At 41.8% G+C, this 17,816-nt stretch carries 12 protein-coding genes; 4 read left to right on the forward strand and 8 right to left on the reverse strand.

The window, feature by feature from the left end:
- Nucleotides 1–66 precede the first annotated feature (66 nt).
- A complete protein-coding gene (locus IL355_RS12750) occupies nt 67–2,037 on the forward strand; it encodes an FG-GAP repeat domain-containing protein (RefSeq protein WP_192462513.1) in 1,971 nt (656 codons plus the stop codon).
- A gap of 6 nt (nt 2,038–2,043) precedes the next feature.
- On the opposite strand, the gene IL355_RS12755 is transcribed toward IL355_RS12750, so the two are convergent.
- Genes IL355_RS12755 through IL355_RS12765 form a run of 3 tightly spaced genes read right to left on the reverse strand, consistent with a single transcriptional unit; the run spans nt 2,044 to nt 5,467 of the window.
- On the reverse strand, nt 2,044–3,039 hold the full coding sequence (locus IL355_RS12755) for a Gfo/Idh/MocA family protein (protein WP_192462514.1): 996 nt from the start codon (nt 3,037–3,039) through the stop codon (nt 2,044–2,046).
- Between the two features lies 1 nt (nt 3,040).
- The gene (locus tag IL355_RS12760) at nt 3,041–4,543 is read right to left on the reverse strand and encodes a sodium:solute symporter family transporter (protein WP_192462515.1); all 1,503 of its coding nucleotides are present in this window, start codon (nt 4,541–4,543) and stop codon (nt 3,041–3,043) included.
- A gap of 12 nt (nt 4,544–4,555) precedes the next feature.
- On the reverse strand, nt 4,556–5,467 hold the full coding sequence (locus tag IL355_RS12765; protein WP_192462516.1) for a dihydrodipicolinate synthase family protein: 912 nt from the start codon (nt 5,465–5,467) through the stop codon (nt 4,556–4,558).
- A 139-nt stretch (nt 5,468–5,606) separates the two neighbouring features.
- On the opposite strand from IL355_RS12765, the gene IL355_RS12770 reads away from it, so the two are divergent.
- Entirely contained in the window at nt 5,607–6,455 is an 849-nt protein-coding gene (locus IL355_RS12770) for an AraC family transcriptional regulator (protein WP_192462517.1), read from the forward strand.
- Nucleotides 6,456–6,458: 3 nt separating this feature from the next.
- On the opposite strand, the gene IL355_RS12775 is transcribed toward IL355_RS12770, so the two are convergent.
- The 5 genes from IL355_RS12775 to IL355_RS12795 all read right to left on the reverse strand — a co-directional run bounded on the left by IL355_RS12775 (nt 6,459) and on the right by IL355_RS12795 (nt 14,851).
- Complete coding sequence (locus IL355_RS12775; protein WP_192462518.1) at nt 6,459–7,718, reverse strand: hypothetical protein; 1,260 nt, start codon at nt 7,716–7,718, stop codon at nt 6,459–6,461.
- Nucleotides 7,705–8,631 carry a dihydrodipicolinate synthase family protein gene (locus IL355_RS12780; RefSeq protein WP_192462519.1) on the reverse strand — a complete coding sequence of 309 codons (927 nt, stop codon included), beginning with the start codon at nt 8,629–8,631 and terminating at the stop codon, nt 7,705–7,707. Before IL355_RS12780 ends, IL355_RS12775 begins: the two co-directional genes overlap by 14 nt.
- 141 nt (nt 8,632–8,772) lie before the next feature.
- A complete protein-coding gene (locus IL355_RS12785; RefSeq protein ID WP_225621231.1) occupies nt 8,773–10,431 on the reverse strand; it encodes a SusD/RagB family nutrient-binding outer membrane lipoprotein in 1,659 nt (552 codons plus the stop codon).
- 16 nt (nt 10,432–10,447) lie between these two features.
- Nucleotides 10,448–13,855, reverse strand: coding sequence for a SusC/RagA family TonB-linked outer membrane protein (locus IL355_RS12790; RefSeq protein ID WP_192462520.1), 3,408 nt, complete (start codon nt 13,853–13,855; stop codon nt 10,448–10,450).
- Nucleotides 13,856–13,903: 48 nt separating this feature from the next.
- Nucleotides 13,904–14,851, reverse strand: coding sequence for a PKD domain-containing protein (locus tag IL355_RS12795; protein ID WP_192462521.1), 948 nt, complete (start codon nt 14,849–14,851; stop codon nt 13,904–13,906).
- Nucleotides 14,852–15,108: 257 nt separating this feature from the next.
- Here IL355_RS12795 and IL355_RS12800 point away from each other — a divergent pair, with 257 nt between their 5' ends.
- Both IL355_RS12800 and IL355_RS12805 read left to right on the forward strand, forming a co-directional pair.
- Nucleotides 15,109–16,410, forward strand: a complete 1,302-nt coding sequence (locus IL355_RS12800; RefSeq protein ID WP_225621232.1) for a hypothetical protein — start codon at nt 15,109–15,111, stop codon at nt 16,408–16,410.
- Nucleotides 16,407–17,810, forward strand: a complete 1,404-nt coding sequence (locus IL355_RS12805) for a PhoPQ-activated pathogenicity-related family protein (RefSeq protein ID WP_225621233.1) — start codon at nt 16,407–16,409, stop codon at nt 17,808–17,810. The genes IL355_RS12800 and IL355_RS12805 overlap by 4 nt, the downstream gene beginning before the upstream one ends.
- The last annotated feature ends 6 nt before the right edge of the window (nt 17,811–17,816 follow it).

Below are 17,816 nucleotides of genomic sequence, written 5' to 3' on the forward strand. Positions count from 1 at the left end.
GTTAAAAATCTATAGGATGTAACCTTCTTATTTACTTATATTTAGCCTTCATAATCATTTTAAACAATGCAACTAACCCGTTCTCTTGTGCTACTGGGGGCCATTCTGTTATTACTCTATATCGCCAAAACAAGGTCCGCCCATACCATTATAGAAAACTCACCCAAGTTTGAGCGTTTACCGTACAAGCACCTTGGCTTGAAGGTAGATTTAGGGGTAGGACTTTGGGCGAGTCCGTTACCGATGGATTATGACAATGACGGTGATATGGATTTGTTGGTTTCCTGCAACGATGTCCCTTTCAATGGCCTCTTCTTTTTTGAGAACAGCAGCGGAGATGCATTTCCTATTTTTGAACCTCCAGTAAAGGTGAGCGAACCGATAAGACATATTCAGGTTTCCTACGTAGATGGTGAACCTCGGTTTTTAGAGCCGGGTAAAGAATTCACGAATTTTAAAAAGGAATTTACCCAGCAACCGGACTCCCTTTTTCCCAGTGATATTTTTTCCAAATTCCACAATAAAATACGATTCAACCAATGGAAATATGTCGATTATGAAAATGACGGAGACCTCGATATAGTCGTTGGAATACAAGACGGAGAGGATTATGGTTGGGACAATGCCTTTAACGATCAAGGCGAATGGACCAATGGCCCCCTGCACGGTTATGTTTATCTAATAGAAAATACAAACGGCACCTACGAGCTAAAAGATAAAATTTTGGCCGGAGGCCAGCCTATTGACGTTTATGGCGCCCCATCGCCCAATTTTGACGATTATGACAACGATGGAGACCTCGATATTATTTGCGGCGAATTTTTAGACCGTTTTACGTGGTTCGAGAATGTAGGTACCCGTAAGAAACCCAAGTATGCAGCAGGTAGATTTTTAAAGAATAAGAAAGGAACCCTCAAAATGGATTTGGAAATGATTCTTCCGGTATCCATTGATTGGGATAAAGATGGTGACATCGATCTTATAGTGGGCGATGAAGATGGCAGGGTTGCTTGGGTAGAAAATACGGGCGCAGTCAAAAATAACATGCCCGTTTTTGAGAGTCCCAGATACTTTCAGCAAAAGGCGGAGCATGTGAAATTCGGAGCGCTAGTCTCGCCTTTTAGCATCGATTGGGACAATGATGGCGATGAAGACCTTATTTGCGGTAACTCCGCCGGTTATATAGCTTTCATCGAAAACCTAGATGGTGGAAACACCCCTCAATGGGCCGCCCCAAAACTGTTGAAATCAGACAATAGAATAATTCGAATTCAAGCTGGAGAAAATGGTTCTATTCAAGGGCCTTGTGAAGCCAAATGGGGCTATACTACCTTATCGGTAGAAGATTGGGATAATGACGGATTAAAAGACCTCATCGTCAATTCTATTTGGGGCAAGGTCATTTGGTATAAAAATATAGGCAGCAAAACACAGCCCAAGCTTGCCGAAGAGCAACCGGTAACTGTAAATTGGGAAACTACAATTCCAAAACCTGATTGGTACTGGTGGGATCCAGAACCCAAATCTATGGCAACCCAATGGCGTACCACGCCCACCGCAATTGATTGGAACCAAGATGGATTGACCGACCTGATAATGCTAGACCATGAAGGTTATTTGAGCTTTTACGAGCGTCACAGAAAAGATGGAGCGTTAATTTTAAAACCGGGAAAAAGAATATTCCACTCCGTAAATGGAACGTATGACAGAAAAAATAAGTTGATTGACCAAAAAAATGGCCCAATTCAATTAAACGAAAAGAAGTATGGTAGTAGCGGCAGACGTAAATTGGCTTTTGGTGATTGGGACAATGACGGAGATATTGATATGCTTGTCAATGGTATCAACGCCGCACTTTGGGAAAATGTTGGCCAAGAAAAAGACAGGGTGAACCTTAAATTCCGTGGAGATTTATCTGATTTGAAATTAGCGGGCCACTCCACCGACCCCACCCTTGTTAATTGGGATAATGATGGTAAGCCCGATTTACTCTTGGGCGCTGAAGATGGTTATTTGTATTACTGGCAGAATGATTAGACAAGGCTACTTCGATAAGTAAATCTTCTTTTCCGCTGGGTCACTCTCTTTTAGAGCATCGACAACTTTCATATTAGCTAAAGACTCGCTTAACGAAATAGGAAGTGCAAATTCATTACTAATTGCCTTGGCAAAAGAATCTACTTGTAAAACATATTGATTGCATCGCTCTATCGTAAAGTCCGTCACTCCCTCCTGATTTTTTAATACTAGGTTGCTTTCCCTATCCGCTTCCGGATTAAATGGGACAGCTACTTCAATGCTCCCTTTTTCCCCACTAATTTTTAAAGTTTGATTTTCAAATTGACGGATAGAAGAATGAATAAGGGCCCTTCCGGTTTTGAACTCTAAAATGCCACTGGTACTAGCATCAATCTGTAATTTCGGATCTACCTCCATTTGTGCCATAACACTGATGGGTTCCGTTCCAAAAATTAGGCGTGCAACAGAAATGGGATAACAACCCACATCCATCAAACTTCCCCCACCATACTCTTTACTGTTGACTATACTTTCAGGATTATCTTCAAAAAAAGTAAAGGAAGATTCTACCAATGTGACTTTTCCAATCGATCCTTTTGTGATGAGCTGGCGTACCTTTTTCCATTGTGGGTGAAAGCGGTACATAAAGGCTTCCATAATTTTCAATTGAGGAAATTGTACCGATGCTTCCATCAGAACTTTTGCTTCTTGAGCATTCATTCCCACCGGTTTTTCCAGCAAAACATGCTTTCCTTTTTGCAGAGCTTTTATAGCCCATTCTACATGTAAGTGATTCGGCAAGGGAATATAAACTGCTTCAATTTCATCCATATTCAGCAGCTGCTCGTATGCACCAAAATAAGTTGGAATTCCAAAACGTTCCGCTACAAGTTTCGCTTTCGATTTGACACGGGAAGCAATGGCAATCACGGAATTGAACTCACTCGTTAAAAGTGCAGGAATTACCTGTTCCACAGCAATGGTGGCAGTACCCAAAATGCCCCATTTGAGTTTTTTCATATTAAGCACTTTTAATATCAGGAGTATGATTGCCCCACTTATTCAGACCTACAAAAACCAAGGCTAGTGCAATGAGTCCCGCGGTAGCAATGGCCCCAATAATAATGGGATCGATGGTACATTGCAGCCATTGGTATGAATCTGGCATCTCCCTAAAAAAAGTTCCCCAAATGATAATTAGAACGCTAAATAAAACAGAGGTAACTCCTTGCCAAAACTTGGGTCTCACATTGAAAATGGCCAATAGAAAAAGTCCAAGAATTCCACCGCCAAAAATACCGGAAATCTGCCACCAAATATCCAAGGCACTTTCGGCGTTGATCAATAATAGACTAAAACCAACTCCAAGAACACCCCAAATTACGGTTGTCCACCTTAAGAAGCCAATACTGGTCTTTTCGGAAGCATTGGGTTTGAAATAGCGTTTAAAATAATCTAAATACAAGACTGTTGCCGACGAGTTCAGGGCCGAATCGACCGTACTCATGGATGCCGCCAAAATTGCGGCGATAATTAAACCTTTTAGACCTACCGGTAATTCGGTAGCGATAAAAAACGGAAATACCTCATCTCCTTTGGTAATAGCGGCATCCAATACATTTCCTGCTCCGGAATAAAAAGCGAACATGGTGGTGCCTATATAGAGAAAAATGGCGGTAAGTGGCAAATAAATTAACATGGCTATCCACACAGAGCGTTTAGCTTTTGCCTCTGTGGCGACTGCACTGTATTTCTGCGTGTAATTCTGGTCAGCCATCAGGTTTCTTATATTTTCGGTAACCCCATAAATGATCATCACCCAAATAGTTCTGCTTTCAAAGGAAAAAGAACTATCCCCCAAACTGAACTTGTTCGCATCAAAAGCTTTTTGAATCAAATAATCGGGTCGAGAGAAGACCTCAGTGGTCAAAACGTAGGCACTGAACAAAAGACCTCCGATCATGATTACGGATTGTAGAACGTCTGTCCAAATAACGGCCTCCATACCCCCCATCAAGGTGTAGGCAATGGTAAGCACACCAATAATCACAATGAGGGTTCGTATATCCAAATCAATAAAGGAAGTAAGTAATAACGACGATAAGTAAAGTATGACCGCTGTTCTACCTATCATAAAAAGTACAAATGAAAAAGAGGCATAGATCCGGCCCCAATTCCCAATTTTTTCTTCCAAGTATTTATATACCGATATAATTTTGTGTTTTCTGTAATGGGGAATAACATATTTAGTAACGAACCAGGCGACCGGCAAGGCGGTAAGCGCGAATATTAAGGGGTGCCAATTATCGTCAAATGCCTTTCCCGGAACGGCTATATACGAAATACTGCTGGTATATGCACTCATCACAGCAATACCCGCTGCCCATGAAGGTATGCCCATACCAGCCACCATAAACTCCTCAGAAGTCTTGGTTTTTCTTAAAAAATAGACCCCCATGGCCACCATAATCAATCCATAGACCACAAGAATAATGGTGTCTACCGTTCCTAGCTGATAATTCATTTGTTTTGGATTTTAAAGGGCCAAAGTCTGTTGAAAACTTTGAACATACGTGGCTATTTTCTGGCATTCAATATCGCTAAACTTTTTTAAAGGAAGGGCCATGTGGTCTTCACAAATATTCAAAACTGCCAAAGCGCATTTGGTTCCCTTGGTTATTTTTGAACTATAAGATCCTACATTATAAATAGTATGATATAATTTATTGACCTCTTCATTCAATTGCTCGATTTTCAGCAATTCGCCGTTGAGGGAAGCATTGTATAGCTCAACGAAGAGTTTGGGGAAGAAATTAGCCCCTCCGGCCACTGCCCCATGCCCCCCATGTAAAATGGTGGTAGACAGAAAAGATTCCGTACCCGCAATGATGGCAAAGTCTGGACTCGATTTAAATTCGCTTATCAATTTTAAAAGATAATCTAAATCTCCAGAGCTGTCTTTTATACCGATAGCGCCTAAATTCTTAATTTTCCTAATCGTTGGTACAGATAAATGTAATTTGGTACAGCTGGGCATGTTGTAAAGTACAAATGGCAAAGATAATTGAGGAACCAAGGCCTGCATAAAATCTAAAAACTCGTCTTCAGAGATCGGTAAATAATAAGGTGGAGCTATCACCACGGCATCGGCTCCACAAGATTTGGCATGATTGCACATCGCCACACAATCTTCTAAAACCGTATCGGAAATACCTACTAAAACCGGTACCCTATTATCAATATTTTTGCAGGCTTTCGAAACCAGTATCTTTCGGGCATCGTGAGTCAAGCTAGTTGCCTCACCGTTCGTTCCCAACAGAAATATACCGTGAACGCCGCCCGATATCAGATGTTCGACCAAATTCTTCAGTCCTTCTTCATCTAGGTATCCATCAGCCTTTAAAGGGGTCACCATTGGAGGTATAATACCCCTCAAATTTAATTTCATATTTTCAATTTACATCCTACAAAGTAAACCGATAACGACGCTATTCACCACAATTATTTTACACAAAACACATGTAATTTTAACCTTCAATTAGAAATTAATTACGTAATATTGAAATAAGAGTTAAATATGTTTATATATGGAATTCGTTTTCGAAAAAATATACGTTCCTAATAATCATTCTTTCATATCGAGAGAACTCCCCCTTTCTTCCAATGCCAGAATTCACTCGCACAAAAATTTTGAGTTGAACTATATTACCTCTGGTGAAGGGAGAAGAATCGTAGGCGACAACATATCTAACTTTGAAAAGGGAGATCTTGTGCTACTAGGTCCAGAATTACCTCACTGTTGGGAATTGCTCGACACGGAGAAAGACCAAGAAGCTACGTGTATTGTCACCCATTTTTCGGAAAATGTGGCCGATTCCAATTTCTTCAAGATTCCCGAACTTGAGAAGGTGGTCAATTTGCTCAAAGAGGCCAATAGAGGAGTTCGGTTTAAAACAGAAAACGACCGTGAAATCTGTGAAGCCCTAAGAGAACTTTCCCATAGCGACGGTTTGGACTATTTTATAGGACTTTTAAAGGTATTCAGTTACCTCTTGAAAGTGGAAGAAAGAGAAATTTTGGCCAACCCGGTGAACAAATCTTCGGTCTTTTCAAAGAACATTGAAAAAGTAAATAAAGTATACGAGTATGTTTTTCAAAATATACAGGAGGGAATAAAACTTGAAGATGCCGCCGATGTTCTGAACATGGCCCCAAGTTCTTTTTGTCGCTTTTTCAAGAAAAAGACCGGACTCACCTTTATGGAATATGTAAAAAATGTTCGTGTAGGAATTGCTGCCAAGCTATTGGCGGAAACCGACAAACAGATTACCCAAATATGTTTTGAAAGTGGCTATAACAACCTAGCTAATTTCAACCATTACTTTAAATCTAGTATGGGCAAGACGCCTTCCGATTATCGTAAAAACTTCCGCTAAGTATTAAAAACGTTCATTGGCACCCGGAAGTTCTCCATGGATACCAATGGCGATTAGAGCTAAAAAAGCAACTATAACCAACACTACAGGAATGGCCCAAATCCAATTTTCAGGTAAGGTTTTTATCTGCTGCCATTTTACTTGCATTTGTATTTTTCCTAAAATATAGGCCACAGCCAAAATATTGAGTACATATAAGTGGTGATTAATGGGTGAATTGCCTAACAAAAGCCCAGAGACCAAATAACTTACAGCGGTATACGTACCTAATAAACCAAAAAGGAACCATACACATTGGCTTCTACCTAACTTTTGGGCAGTCAGCTTGACCCATAATAAAAGTGCCATTGCCAACAGCAATAATGCCGCCATGGCTGTACTGGCAGTTGCTATTTTTTCAACGTCAAATGATGCCCCCAATCGACGGAGCATATGACTGTACGCCAATGACTCCCTAAACACAATCAAGGGAATAAAAACAATTAAAAAGACCAGTGCCGCTTTGTTACACCACGGTTTTGTCGGTGTGGGCTTATGGGGCCATTTAGAAGAAAAGACTCCGTAAGCCATTCCCGTACCTCCCATAAAACCGATGCAGTACTCCATTACGTTCCACATATTAAAAGGTATTTCCAGCACATTTCCGACTATCTGAAGAAAATTGCCAAAGGCGAAGCCCAATCCTCCTCCAAGGGTAGCGAACATAGCAACCCTTAGCGGGGCTATTCTATTTTCTCGAGCCATATGCCAGATCATGGCCATACCCGCACCAAGTATTACGGCCCAAGCCTCGGACCTGGGTGGGGTCATTTTAAAACCAATCTGTTGGATGAGAAAATAGTAACACAAAATGCCTCCAGCGGTCATTTCGGCCATTAAACTTCCCCATTTCACCTTCTTTTCCTCCGTGGAGTCCAAGACCAAACCGACCAGCCCCCCTCCCAACAATCCGAACAAACCTCCTATGACAAAGAGCATCCCCAGTCCGTAATAAGCGTTCAGAAAGTCGTCAGAACGACCATAACCTACGACCTGACCATAGCTAATCATTCCGCCGGCACCCAAACCTATGGCCGAAGCCAATGCCACCAAAAGCATTTTTGGATACCAATCTTCCCGACCAGAAGCAATCACCAATGCAGTACCGCCTATTGCACCTGCCCATGCGGCTCCCTGCTCATGACCGAACTGCCCTCGAATGGCCCAAGCAGTAGCGAGGCAAAGAGCTACGAACAGTATTGGTAGCAAATTATTGATTTTCATAACCGGCATTCTCTTTTATACCTAACTGAAATAAACGTTGTGCAAGAATTTTTTTCTTCGTCTCTGGGAAGCTCTCTAAGGGAGGTACCATCTGGTCGGAGCAAATTCCCATAACAGAAAGCGAGCTTTTAATGGCTCGAATACTATTTGTAGGTGAATCATCAAGCATGTAAATGCTATTCTGTAACTGAAGTACTTTATGACGTAGTCTCGCAACAGTTTCCAAATCTTTATTTATAGATGCTTCATACAGTTGTACAAACAAATTGGGAAAAATATTGGCTCCACCAGCAACAACTCCATGACCACCATTCATTAAAACATCGGACATGAACAGTTCCGCTCCGGCTATAATTGAGAATTCAGGATCCTCTTTAAAGGCATCCATAATCGTATACAAAGCACCAAGGTCTCCTGAACTATCTTTGAGCGCTTGGATGCCTAATTTTCTGGCGGATTGAATGGTTTTTAGGTTCAGGTGTAATTTTGTACAACCGGGAATATCATAGATGACGACAGGTAACGGTAATTCTGGAATTAACTTTTCAAGATACCCTATCATTTCATCTTGGGTGATAGGAAAGTAATAAGGCGGCGCCAGTACTAGATAATCGGCTCCGGCTTGCTCAGCGAAATGAGCCATTTCAATTACCGTAGACCACGAACTGTCGGTAATACCGACCATAACAGGTACCTGACCATCAATAATTCTACAAGACTCAACAATCAACCGCCTGCGTACTTCGTACCCCAAACTAGGACCCTCTCCATTGGTACCCAAAATAAAGATACCGTGTACCCCGCCCTGTAATAAATGGGATATTAAATTTTCTAGTCCGTTTACATCAAGTTGAAGGTTTTGCAATAAGGGAGTAACCATGGGCGGAATGACCCCTTTCAAAGGCGAATTCATAGTTCGGTTAATTAGTGTTAGACCAAAGTAAACCCTTAGTTAGTTGACATACTACCATAATTTTACGGGAAACACATTAAATTTTAACCATAAAGGGCAATTCTACACTAAACGCCTAAAAAGCCTCTAAACAACTAATTATCAATAAGGTTGACTGGTGCCCTGTAATAACCAAAACTTTGACCATGCACTATTGTAACTGGCATCGTCACCTTTAAATTGAGTAGGCTCCAATCGGTCGATTGCTTCCGAAGAATTTTGATTATTGTCTATCTCATCAATATGGTAATAGAACCGTAAGGGCAAGGCCGCTCTTTTCGATGCCGGACCCGTTTCCAATTCTGGAAGCCCCGTTCTTCTATAATCGAACCAGGCCTCGGTAGCTGCAGACCAGCTGGCAATCCATTTTTGAACAATGATATCTTCTTCCGCTGAGTATGCCCCTCCGTTAGCAATGTAGTCATCGTAGTCACCACTAACACCCCAAGCGGCAAAGGATTGTTTGATAGCTTCATTGTAATAATTCTCGGCACTACCGCTTATCCAGCCCTTGGCCGCCGCTTCGGCCAATATAAAATTAACCTCCGATGCGGATATTAGTCTGGACTGTAATAATGGTCCACTCGCTTCTTTATAGATATCGTTCAATTGAGAAACATGTAAGTTGCGGGTACCTTGATTGACGTCTTCACTCAAGTTATAGGAAGCCCCAAAAGTCAGAGCCGTCGGAAGTCCCACGTAAAGACTGTCAAAATCGACCGGTAAGCCTACCGTGTTTTCATAGGCATCGACAATATCTTGTGATATATGTCTTTTTCCTTCTTCATCTACAAAATCAGTTCCTTCAGGTGCCCCTTCTTCCAAAACCAAGGGAACATCTATTTTATTCGCCCACACGCCTAAACGAGGATCGTTCAATTCTTGCAGCTTGTCTACGAAAGTTTTGGCCAGTTTTATTCTGAAATAAGCTCCTTGAGGGTCTGCATCAAATTTAGTATTCGTTGGCCAAGAATCACTGGTAGTATTGCCGATATAGGGCATATTGGCATCGTCCTCGGCTTGTAAGATCAGAGGGTAGGTCTGAGGCTGTGAGGTAATCGCCTGTATTCCTTGACGGGCAATACCTGGTTCTTTTTCAGATAAACGCATGTAGTAGCGTAGTAGTAGTGAGTTACCGAATTTTCGCCATTTGGCAACATCCCCAGCAAAAAGAATGTCTTGATTGGCCTGAATGCTGAAATAACTGTCTTGACTATTGCTCAATAATAAATTCGCCTTTTTTAAATCGGTATGAATACCCTCGTAAATGCTCTGTTGGGTATCAAACTCGGCATCAAAGAATTCTGAACCTTCATCTCCTCTTAAGGCGTTTGAATAAGGTGCATCTCCCCACAAGTCCGCAATCATGCCAAAGAGATATGATTTCAAAATCAAACCTACCCCATGGTGAAAATCCAAGCTTTCTTCTTCTGCCTTTTCGATCATGGTCTTATTATTGGTCAATAAGCTGTAATAGCCGTTCCAACTATGAGAATCATTGCTCCAATCATAAGCATTGTGACCGCTAGACCAACCATCTTTCTGGGTATGTTGCATAACTCCGGCCATATTACCAAAACCAAGATTGACCACATTTTTACCAACCCCATTAATAATCGTTGGCAACAACAAATTTGGGTCCACATTTTCGGATCCTATTTGATTGGGGTTTTCGTTCAACTCTTCAAGACCGTGGCATGAAACGAGAACAAATATGCCTACTATTCCTATGACAATCTTATTCGCTATTCTGTACATCATCGTGAAGTTTTATCAATTAAAAAGTTAGGCCAATTTTAATTCCGATAGGAACCAACCAAGGCTCCACATTATATCTTTCAATACCCTGTTTGAATTGGGTTCCTCTATTTCCTGAACTAGTTTCCGCTTGAAATGCCCGTTCAGGGTCAATTCCGAAATCAGAGTCTTTTGTCCAAAGCATGATATTCCTACTATAAATGGAAAAGTTCAAATCACTGATCCCGATTTTATCCAAGTGTTTTGAGGGAATGTTATACCCAAGTGCAACTTCTCTCAATTTTACATAGTCGGCATCGAACATGTGCGGGGTACCAAAATCCCATGGGTTGGCGACCGAAAACGGAATTAAGTTCGTTCCGACATCTCCCAGATTTTCATAATCTAAGATGAAATTACCGTCTGCATCATGGGTACCCACCACACCGGCATTGAAGATACCGTCATACACCACTCTGCCTCCTAAACTTTCCGGAAATCCGCCATCACCCGGTGGACCACCGATGGAAAGAAAATTCTCGCCGTAAATAAATCTATCGGCATTGTCTAACACCCATTGCTTCATCTCAGGACCAAGTTCTGAAATTCCTGGATCGACCAAGTTATCGATAATAGTTTGCCCATAACCATCTTCGACCAAATAGCGAGAGGTCTGCGACATATATTGCCCGCCAGAACGCCAGTCGAATGTTAGGTTTAAAGTGAAATTTTTATAGGATAGGCTCGATTGGAGTCCCATAACAAAATCAGGATTGTAGTTACCCACTTTTACCCTTTCCTCGGTAGCTAGCCATTCAGCATCTTCCCCTTGACCTAGCAGTGGGTAGTTATAGTAGGGAGAGCTCTCATCAGTTACCCTTCTAATCTTGGGCGAATAAATATTACCGACCAAGCCATCTTCGCCGGTGGCCGGTTTGGCCACATAGCCACGGGAAACACTTTTGTTGTCGCTCCAAAATTCAATATAATCAACACCGTCGGCCAGTTCCAATATTATTGATTCGTTGGTGGTATAGTTCAGGTTCAGGTCCCAATTCCAATCTTCTGACTGTACGGGGGTAAAGCCCAAGGCCAATTCAAAACCTTTACTCTCCAAAACCCCGGCATTAATGCTTACACTATTGTAACCCGATGAACCTGGGATAGGAATATTGGGTACAATCTGATTTCTATTTTCAACGGTGTAGTAGGTTCCTTCAAATCGCAACCTGTTACCGAACATGGTCAAATCGATACCGAATTCTTGTGAGGTAGCTTCCTCAGGTTCCAAATCAGGTGTATTTAAACTTCCCTGAGCACTATAGAGGACCGCATTTTCCCACTGTCCTGAATTATTAAAATAAGCACCCAATTGGTAAGGGCTGGTATCGTTACCTACACGGGCCCATCCCCCTCTTAATTTTAATAAATCCACTTTTGGAATATCAACCAATTCGCTGACCAGAAAACTAAGCGAGGCCGAAGGGTAGAAATAAGACCTGTTATCTACGGGTAAGGTGCTGGACCAATCGTTACGAGCCGTGACATCTAGATAAAGCATATCATATGCCCCAAAATTCGCCAAGGCATATACACTGTTAATGGCCCTTTCAGAGGTAAAACTGGAGTAGTTCAAAGAAGTTGGCGCAATATTATCGACCGTAAAGAGGTTCGGAACGATTAAACCTGCCCTAGAAAAGGCCGAATTGCTCAAACCACGGTTTCGTTGATACATCAAGTTGCCTCCCCCCGAGACGGTAACATCAAACTTTTCCCAATCTTTGGTGTAGCTCGCTAAGAAATCTACGTTGGTTTCAATACCTTCCGTTTCTGCGATACCATAGGTACCATTATTGGGTTCACGGGTGTAACCAGGTGCCATTTTGGTTTCTTGTGTTTGACTAAAGCTGTTTAAGTTATAGCTGGTTCTCAGATTTAGACCAGGCAGGGGATTCCAATCCAAGGCCATATTACCGTACACCCGAAACCTTGAATAGCTGTTGTTGACCTCATTGGCCAAAAACCATGGATTTTCATAATTATCGGAGAAATTATAAATATCCGTTCCGGGAAGTTTATAATCCTTGATATCCAGAATATTTACGTTGGCGGGAATACTATAGGCCGCTTGTAATGGATTTGTACCACGGTTAGAAGCCGGTCGATTATCGGCATAACTATGAACCACGTTCACATTGGTACTCACCGTCAATTTCTGGCTCATATTGGAGGAGGCTGAAAGCGAAAAACTATTGCGTTGCAAATCGGAATTAGGCACCACTCCTGTATTATCCATAGCCGTAACCCCCAAGCGGTAATTCAATACCTCATTGCTACTGCTCACCGTCAAACTATTGGTCGTGGTAATACCGTTACGTACAAATTCTTTAATGTTGTTCGGGTACGATTTTAATTCGGTAGGAATAGGCACGCCATTGGCATCAAGGGGCGAATTCCATTGTACCGCGAAATAACCTCGGTCTAATTCAGGACCACCATTTCCCCCTGAATTCAGTACATCAGGCATAATGTAACCGCCTTCCGATTCTGGTGAATAAGAGAAATATCCGGAAGCAAAACGCGATTGGGTATCGATATAGCGATAGGGAATATCAAAAACAGTATTTGACGTAAAATTCACCTTCATACGTTGGCCTTTGCCCGCTTTTTTAGTCGTAATCAAAACCACGCCGTTACCCGCCCTAGATCCGTAAAGTGCCGCCGCACTGGGACCTTTTAGAATAGAAACATCTTCAATACTCTGTGGGTCTAGATCCGATATGGCGTTACCATAATCAACAGGGTTTCTATCGCCAAAGCCCCCAATATTGTTCAGTGTATTGGCAACAGGAACCCCATCGATTACAAATAAAGGTTGGTTATCAGAACTTAAAGAAATGGCTCCCCTGATGACCATACTTACTGAAGACCCGGTACCTCCTGTATTATTCAAGGTAACCCCGGCCACTTTACCGGATAGGGAGTTTAAAACATTTTCTTGGGCAACACGTGTAAGCTCTTCCCCGGCGACGTTTTCTACGGAATACCCTAACGATTTATCCTCTCTTTTGATTCCCAGAGCAGTAACAACCACCTCGTCCAAAGCTTGGGTATTCGTTTCTAAAGCTACATTGATGTTGGCCCTGCCGGAAACCGCAATTTCTTGTGAAATAAATCCTAAATAGGAATATTCCAATACTGGATTTTCAGATTGTAGATTAATATTGTAGAGACCGTCAAAATCTGTGGTTACCCCATTGTTCGTTCCTTTTTCCATAATGGTCACGCCCGGTAAGGGCATACCATCTTCCTCAGAAGAAACCGTACCTGAAACCGTCTGAGCCACCAACGGACTACCCCATAAAAAAACCGCTATCGAACATACCCGAAATAAACCTAGCAGGCTTTTCGTATATGGTGACCTATTCTTTTGATTAATTTCTTTCATAATAGTGCTTTGGAAATTGGTTGTATATCTCTGCTGGATTGGAAATTTTTATGGGACGGCTTCAAATGTTAGAATAACCACATTGGTGCCCACACCAATAAAGTCTGGCGAGGCTGCTAAAAACATCACCATACGCATGCTGGTGTCATTAATTTCTTGAATCATTACCCGGCGCTCGAAATCTAAAAGTCCGAGATAGGCCATCCCTTCAAAATCTAAATAGCTCACATCTTCAAACGTTAAGCTTCCGCCTGCGCCATAGACCGAAGAAACGGTCAAAGCAGCATTTTCGGCATAACTGAAGGTAGCATCCGAATCTGGGGTAAAACTGGCCGTACACAAGCCAAAGTCCGCACCACCATTATTAACGATACTGGCACCACCGTCATTTACAATTTGGTAGACCAAGCCACTAAAAGCGGCATTGTCGGCCTTCAAATCCATTTCATACCTTCCATCAAAATAAAAAGTGAACTCATCTTCATAAACCTCTGCCATACCGAGCCCAGCACCAAAAATACCCGCGGGTAAAGGATTGGGAGCCCCATCAAACGGACTTAAAGCCGCATCGGTATTTCCGAAATAGTCACTATCAGAATGGGCACTAGAAAGTCTCCAGGTTTTTCCATCGTCATCGGTAGCACCTCCCGTCAATAATACATAGGGAGTGATATCAAGGGCCAATTGTACTTCTTTACTTAAGGTGGCGCCAGTAGCATCGGTAGCCGTCAATGTGGCGGTATAGTAGCCTGAATCTGCATACGTATGCACCGGATTTTGTTGGTTGCTAGTGCTGCCATCACCAAAATCCCAATTCCAGCTTACCGCATTATTTGTCAAACCCTGAAAAGCGACTTTTTTTCCATTTACGGAATTAAAAACATCGGCTGTAAAGGGAATAGGCCCTTCACTTGTATTATCATCCGTTTGACATGCAGTTAAAAACAGGGCAATTACCGCGAAGAGTGTAGATTTAATGGAGAGATTTTTCATCATCAATAGTTTTCGATCAAGACAAGTAGGAATTAGGTCGGGCTATTCGGGAGGGGTCTAAAAACGTTGTTACATATGTTAATTATATCTAAATCAATACCTCAAAACTATATTTTTACCACTGAAACAATTTCAATTATTTTGTTGATTTTTGATAATATATTAACTATCCATTTATTTCGTTACATATATTTTTACAAAATGGGATTTACACACCCTATAATGAATTTTAACTAATTCCAAATCATGTTAACATTTAAATGAAGGTTAAGCGATATTTAAGGTTAAGTGAATTAAGGCTTTTGGTCCTATTCATTCTTCTTTCACCCCTTATTTCTTTGTCTCAGGATTTAATGGCAGGTGTCGCCAAGCGTAAGATTACCCCTGAGCCTTTAATTGCCGTTTCAGGAGGCGTTGGTCTACCCCAAGCGGCCAAAGAAAAAGAAGATGACCTTTATGTAAGAGCCATGGTATTTGCAAAGGGAAATATCAAAACCGCTATTGTTTCCATAGATAATTTAGGTTGGCCTGCGGTTTGGGGCGACAAAACAAGGGCTTTGGTAAATAGAATTGCCCCTGAAAACATTCTTATTGGAGCAACCCATACCCATAGTGCCCCTGATGCTTATGCCTTTGCCGATGAAAGCGGTAATCACGCAGCCGACATAGATTACCTCAATTGGTGTACTGTTCAAATGGCTGAGGCCATCAATGAAGCCCTTGACCGGCTAGAACCGGTTCATTTAAAAATTGCCCATGAAAAAGTAGAAGGCAAAATAGCTTATAATTATTATGCCCCCCAACTATATGACCCTAGGTGCGGAGTGCTACAAACTATCATTGCCAGCGGCAAAAGGAAAGGGACTATTCAAGCCACCCTTACAAATTATGCTGTTCACCCTGAGGTTATAGGAAACAAAAGAGGTATTTTAAGTCCTGATTTGGTAGGACCACTTCACGAACGAATCGAAAAAGAAACTGGGGGCCTATCCATTTTTATGAATGGAGCACTCGGAGGTATGGTTACTGCAGACAATCGCCTAGATAACGGAAAAGAAGCCAACGATTGGGAAGAGTGCCAGCGTATCGGATTTTTATTGGCAGATGAAGCTTTGCGAATAATCGATAAGTCGGCCATACAGACCAACCCCAATTTAAGGGTGGCCTCCAAGAAGGTTACATTTCCGGTGGCTTCGGTCATGATGCAGCATATACTAAAAAATTCTCCGTTAGGCATGGGATCAAAGGATGGAACATCAATTTCCACCACTTTGAACTATATTCAGCTAGGCACCGCCCAAATGATTACAATTCCTGGAGAGGCCTTGCCCAATATCGGTTATTACCTTAAAAGGAAAATGCCCGGGGAGCATCCGTTTTTATTAGGCCTTACCAACGATGCTTTTGGCTATATTTTGACCAAGGAAGACTTCAACAGCTTTGATCGCTATCAGTACATCAGCCGTACGAGCCTAGGTGAAAAGACGGGTGAAATTCTTGTGAAAGAGGCTCTTTATCTAATAAATAAAAATCATCAACCTAAGAAACAACAAAAGCAATGAAAATGAATTTAAAATCTCATTACTGGATATTTTGTCTTACTCTTTTAAGCCTGACCTTTTCTTGCAAAGAGAAGAAAAAAGAAACTGCTCAAGGCCCAGAACCGAAAATTGCGGAGGTTACTCCAGAAAACGCACTAAAAAGTTATCTTGATAATGGGGACCAAACCTTTTCTTGGGTTATAAAAGATAGTTTTGAGCTGCAAGGTGTAAAAGCCTATGACCTATTGCTCACCTCTCAAAAATGGCGCGAACATACTTGGAAACATCAATTGACCATTTTTGTACCTCAAGAGATAGCTTTTGATGGTTCGCTACTTTTTATTACGGGTGGACATCTTGAAAATGGTGAACCCAAATGGAAATCCGTAAAAAAAGGCGGGGATGAAATAGAACCTATGGCATTGATGGCCCTAAAAAACAAGGCCATCACCTCCATCATTCGTCAAGTGCCTATGCAACCCTTGTACGACGGCGACTTGGTGGAAGACCAACTTATTTCGTATACCCTTCACAATTTTAAAAACGACAAAGATTACACATGGCCCCTGCTCTTCCCCATGGTAAAAAGTGCGGTGCGCGCCATGGATGCCGTTCAGGAATTCAGTAAAGAAAACCTTGACAAAGATGTATCGAGGTTCACCGTTTCAGGAGCTTCAAAACGAGGTTGGACAACCTGGTTAACCGGCGCCTCCGATAAACGCGTAGAGGCGATTGCGCCTATGGTCATTGATGTCTTGAATATGCCGGTCAGTCTCGATTATCACCTCGAGGCTTGGAACGAGTACAGTGTACAAATCAACGATTACATCAAATTAGAAATTCCACAAACCGTAAATACGGGGGATGGGCAGGCGCTTACGCAAATGATCGACCCCTATTCGTACCGCGCTGACTTAACGATGCCTAAATTAATTTTTATAGGTACCAACGACGAATACTGGCCCGTGGACGCCATTAAACACTACATTAATGATATTCCAGGTGAAAATTACATTCACTACACACCCAATGCAGGTCATAATTTAGGAGGTGGTGAAGAAGCCTTAAAATCTTTAAGTGGATTTTGGGCTCAAACTTTGGCAAAGGAAAAATATGACAATCTCGATTATAATATCAACATTACTGATAAGGAAGCTACCCTTACCGTCTCATCCACTACCGAGAATTTGACCAATGCATTTTTGTGGACAGCCAGTTCTACCGATCGAGATTTAAGGGATGACCAATGGAGTTCTAACCCTATTAAACTGGATGAAAATGGTGAAGTTTCCCAAAAAGTGGAATATCCGAACTCAGGATACAAGGCATTCTATATCGATTTTGAATACAAGGATATCAACGGAGGTACCTATACCAAAAGCACACGAATGTATTTAGCCGATAATGACGAAGTACTTTAAAATTCC

The sequence above is a fragment of the Euzebyella saccharophila genome, from assembly GCF_014855495.1.
GTDB classification, from domain to species: Bacteria; Bacteroidota; Bacteroidia; order Flavobacteriales; family Flavobacteriaceae; genus Euzebyella; species Euzebyella saccharophila.

What these genes read in the sequence shown, in the direction of transcription:
- IL355_RS12750 (WP_192462513.1), top strand. Translation starts at nt 67, where the DNA reads ATGCAACTAACCCGTTCTCTTGTGCTACTGGGGGCCATTCTGTTATTA.
- IL355_RS12755 (WP_192462514.1), bottom strand. Translation starts at nt 3,039, where the DNA reads ATGAAAAAACTCAAATGGGGCATTTTGGGTACTGCCACCATTGCTGTG.
- IL355_RS12760 (WP_192462515.1), bottom strand. Translation starts at nt 4,543, where the DNA reads ATGAATTATCAGCTAGGAACGGTAGACACCATTATTCTTGTGGTCTAT.
- IL355_RS12765 (WP_192462516.1), bottom strand. Translation starts at nt 5,467, where the DNA reads ATGAAATTAAATTTGAGGGGTATTATACCTCCAATGGTGACCCCTTTA.
- IL355_RS12770 (WP_192462517.1), top strand. Translation starts at nt 5,607, where the DNA reads ATGGAATTCGTTTTCGAAAAAATATACGTTCCTAATAATCATTCTTTC.
- IL355_RS12775 (WP_192462518.1), bottom strand. Translation starts at nt 7,718, where the DNA reads ATGAAAATCAATAATTTGCTACCAATACTGTTCGTAGCTCTTTGCCTC.
- IL355_RS12780 (WP_192462519.1), bottom strand. Translation starts at nt 8,631, where the DNA reads ATGAATTCGCCTTTGAAAGGGGTCATTCCGCCCATGGTTACTCCCTTA.
- IL355_RS12785 (WP_225621231.1), bottom strand. Translation starts at nt 10,431, where the DNA reads ATGATGTACAGAATAGCGAATAAGATTGTCATAGGAATAGTAGGCATA.
- IL355_RS12790 (WP_192462520.1), bottom strand. Translation starts at nt 13,855, where the DNA reads ATGAAAGAAATTAATCAAAAGAATAGGTCACCATATACGAAAAGCCTG.
- IL355_RS12795 (WP_192462521.1), bottom strand. Translation starts at nt 14,851, where the DNA reads ATGATGAAAAATCTCTCCATTAAATCTACACTCTTCGCGGTAATTGCC.
- IL355_RS12800 (WP_225621232.1), top strand. Translation starts at nt 15,109, where the DNA reads ATGAAGGTTAAGCGATATTTAAGGTTAAGTGAATTAAGGCTTTTGGTC.
- IL355_RS12805 (WP_225621233.1), top strand. Translation starts at nt 16,407, where the DNA reads ATGAAAATGAATTTAAAATCTCATTACTGGATATTTTGTCTTACTCTT.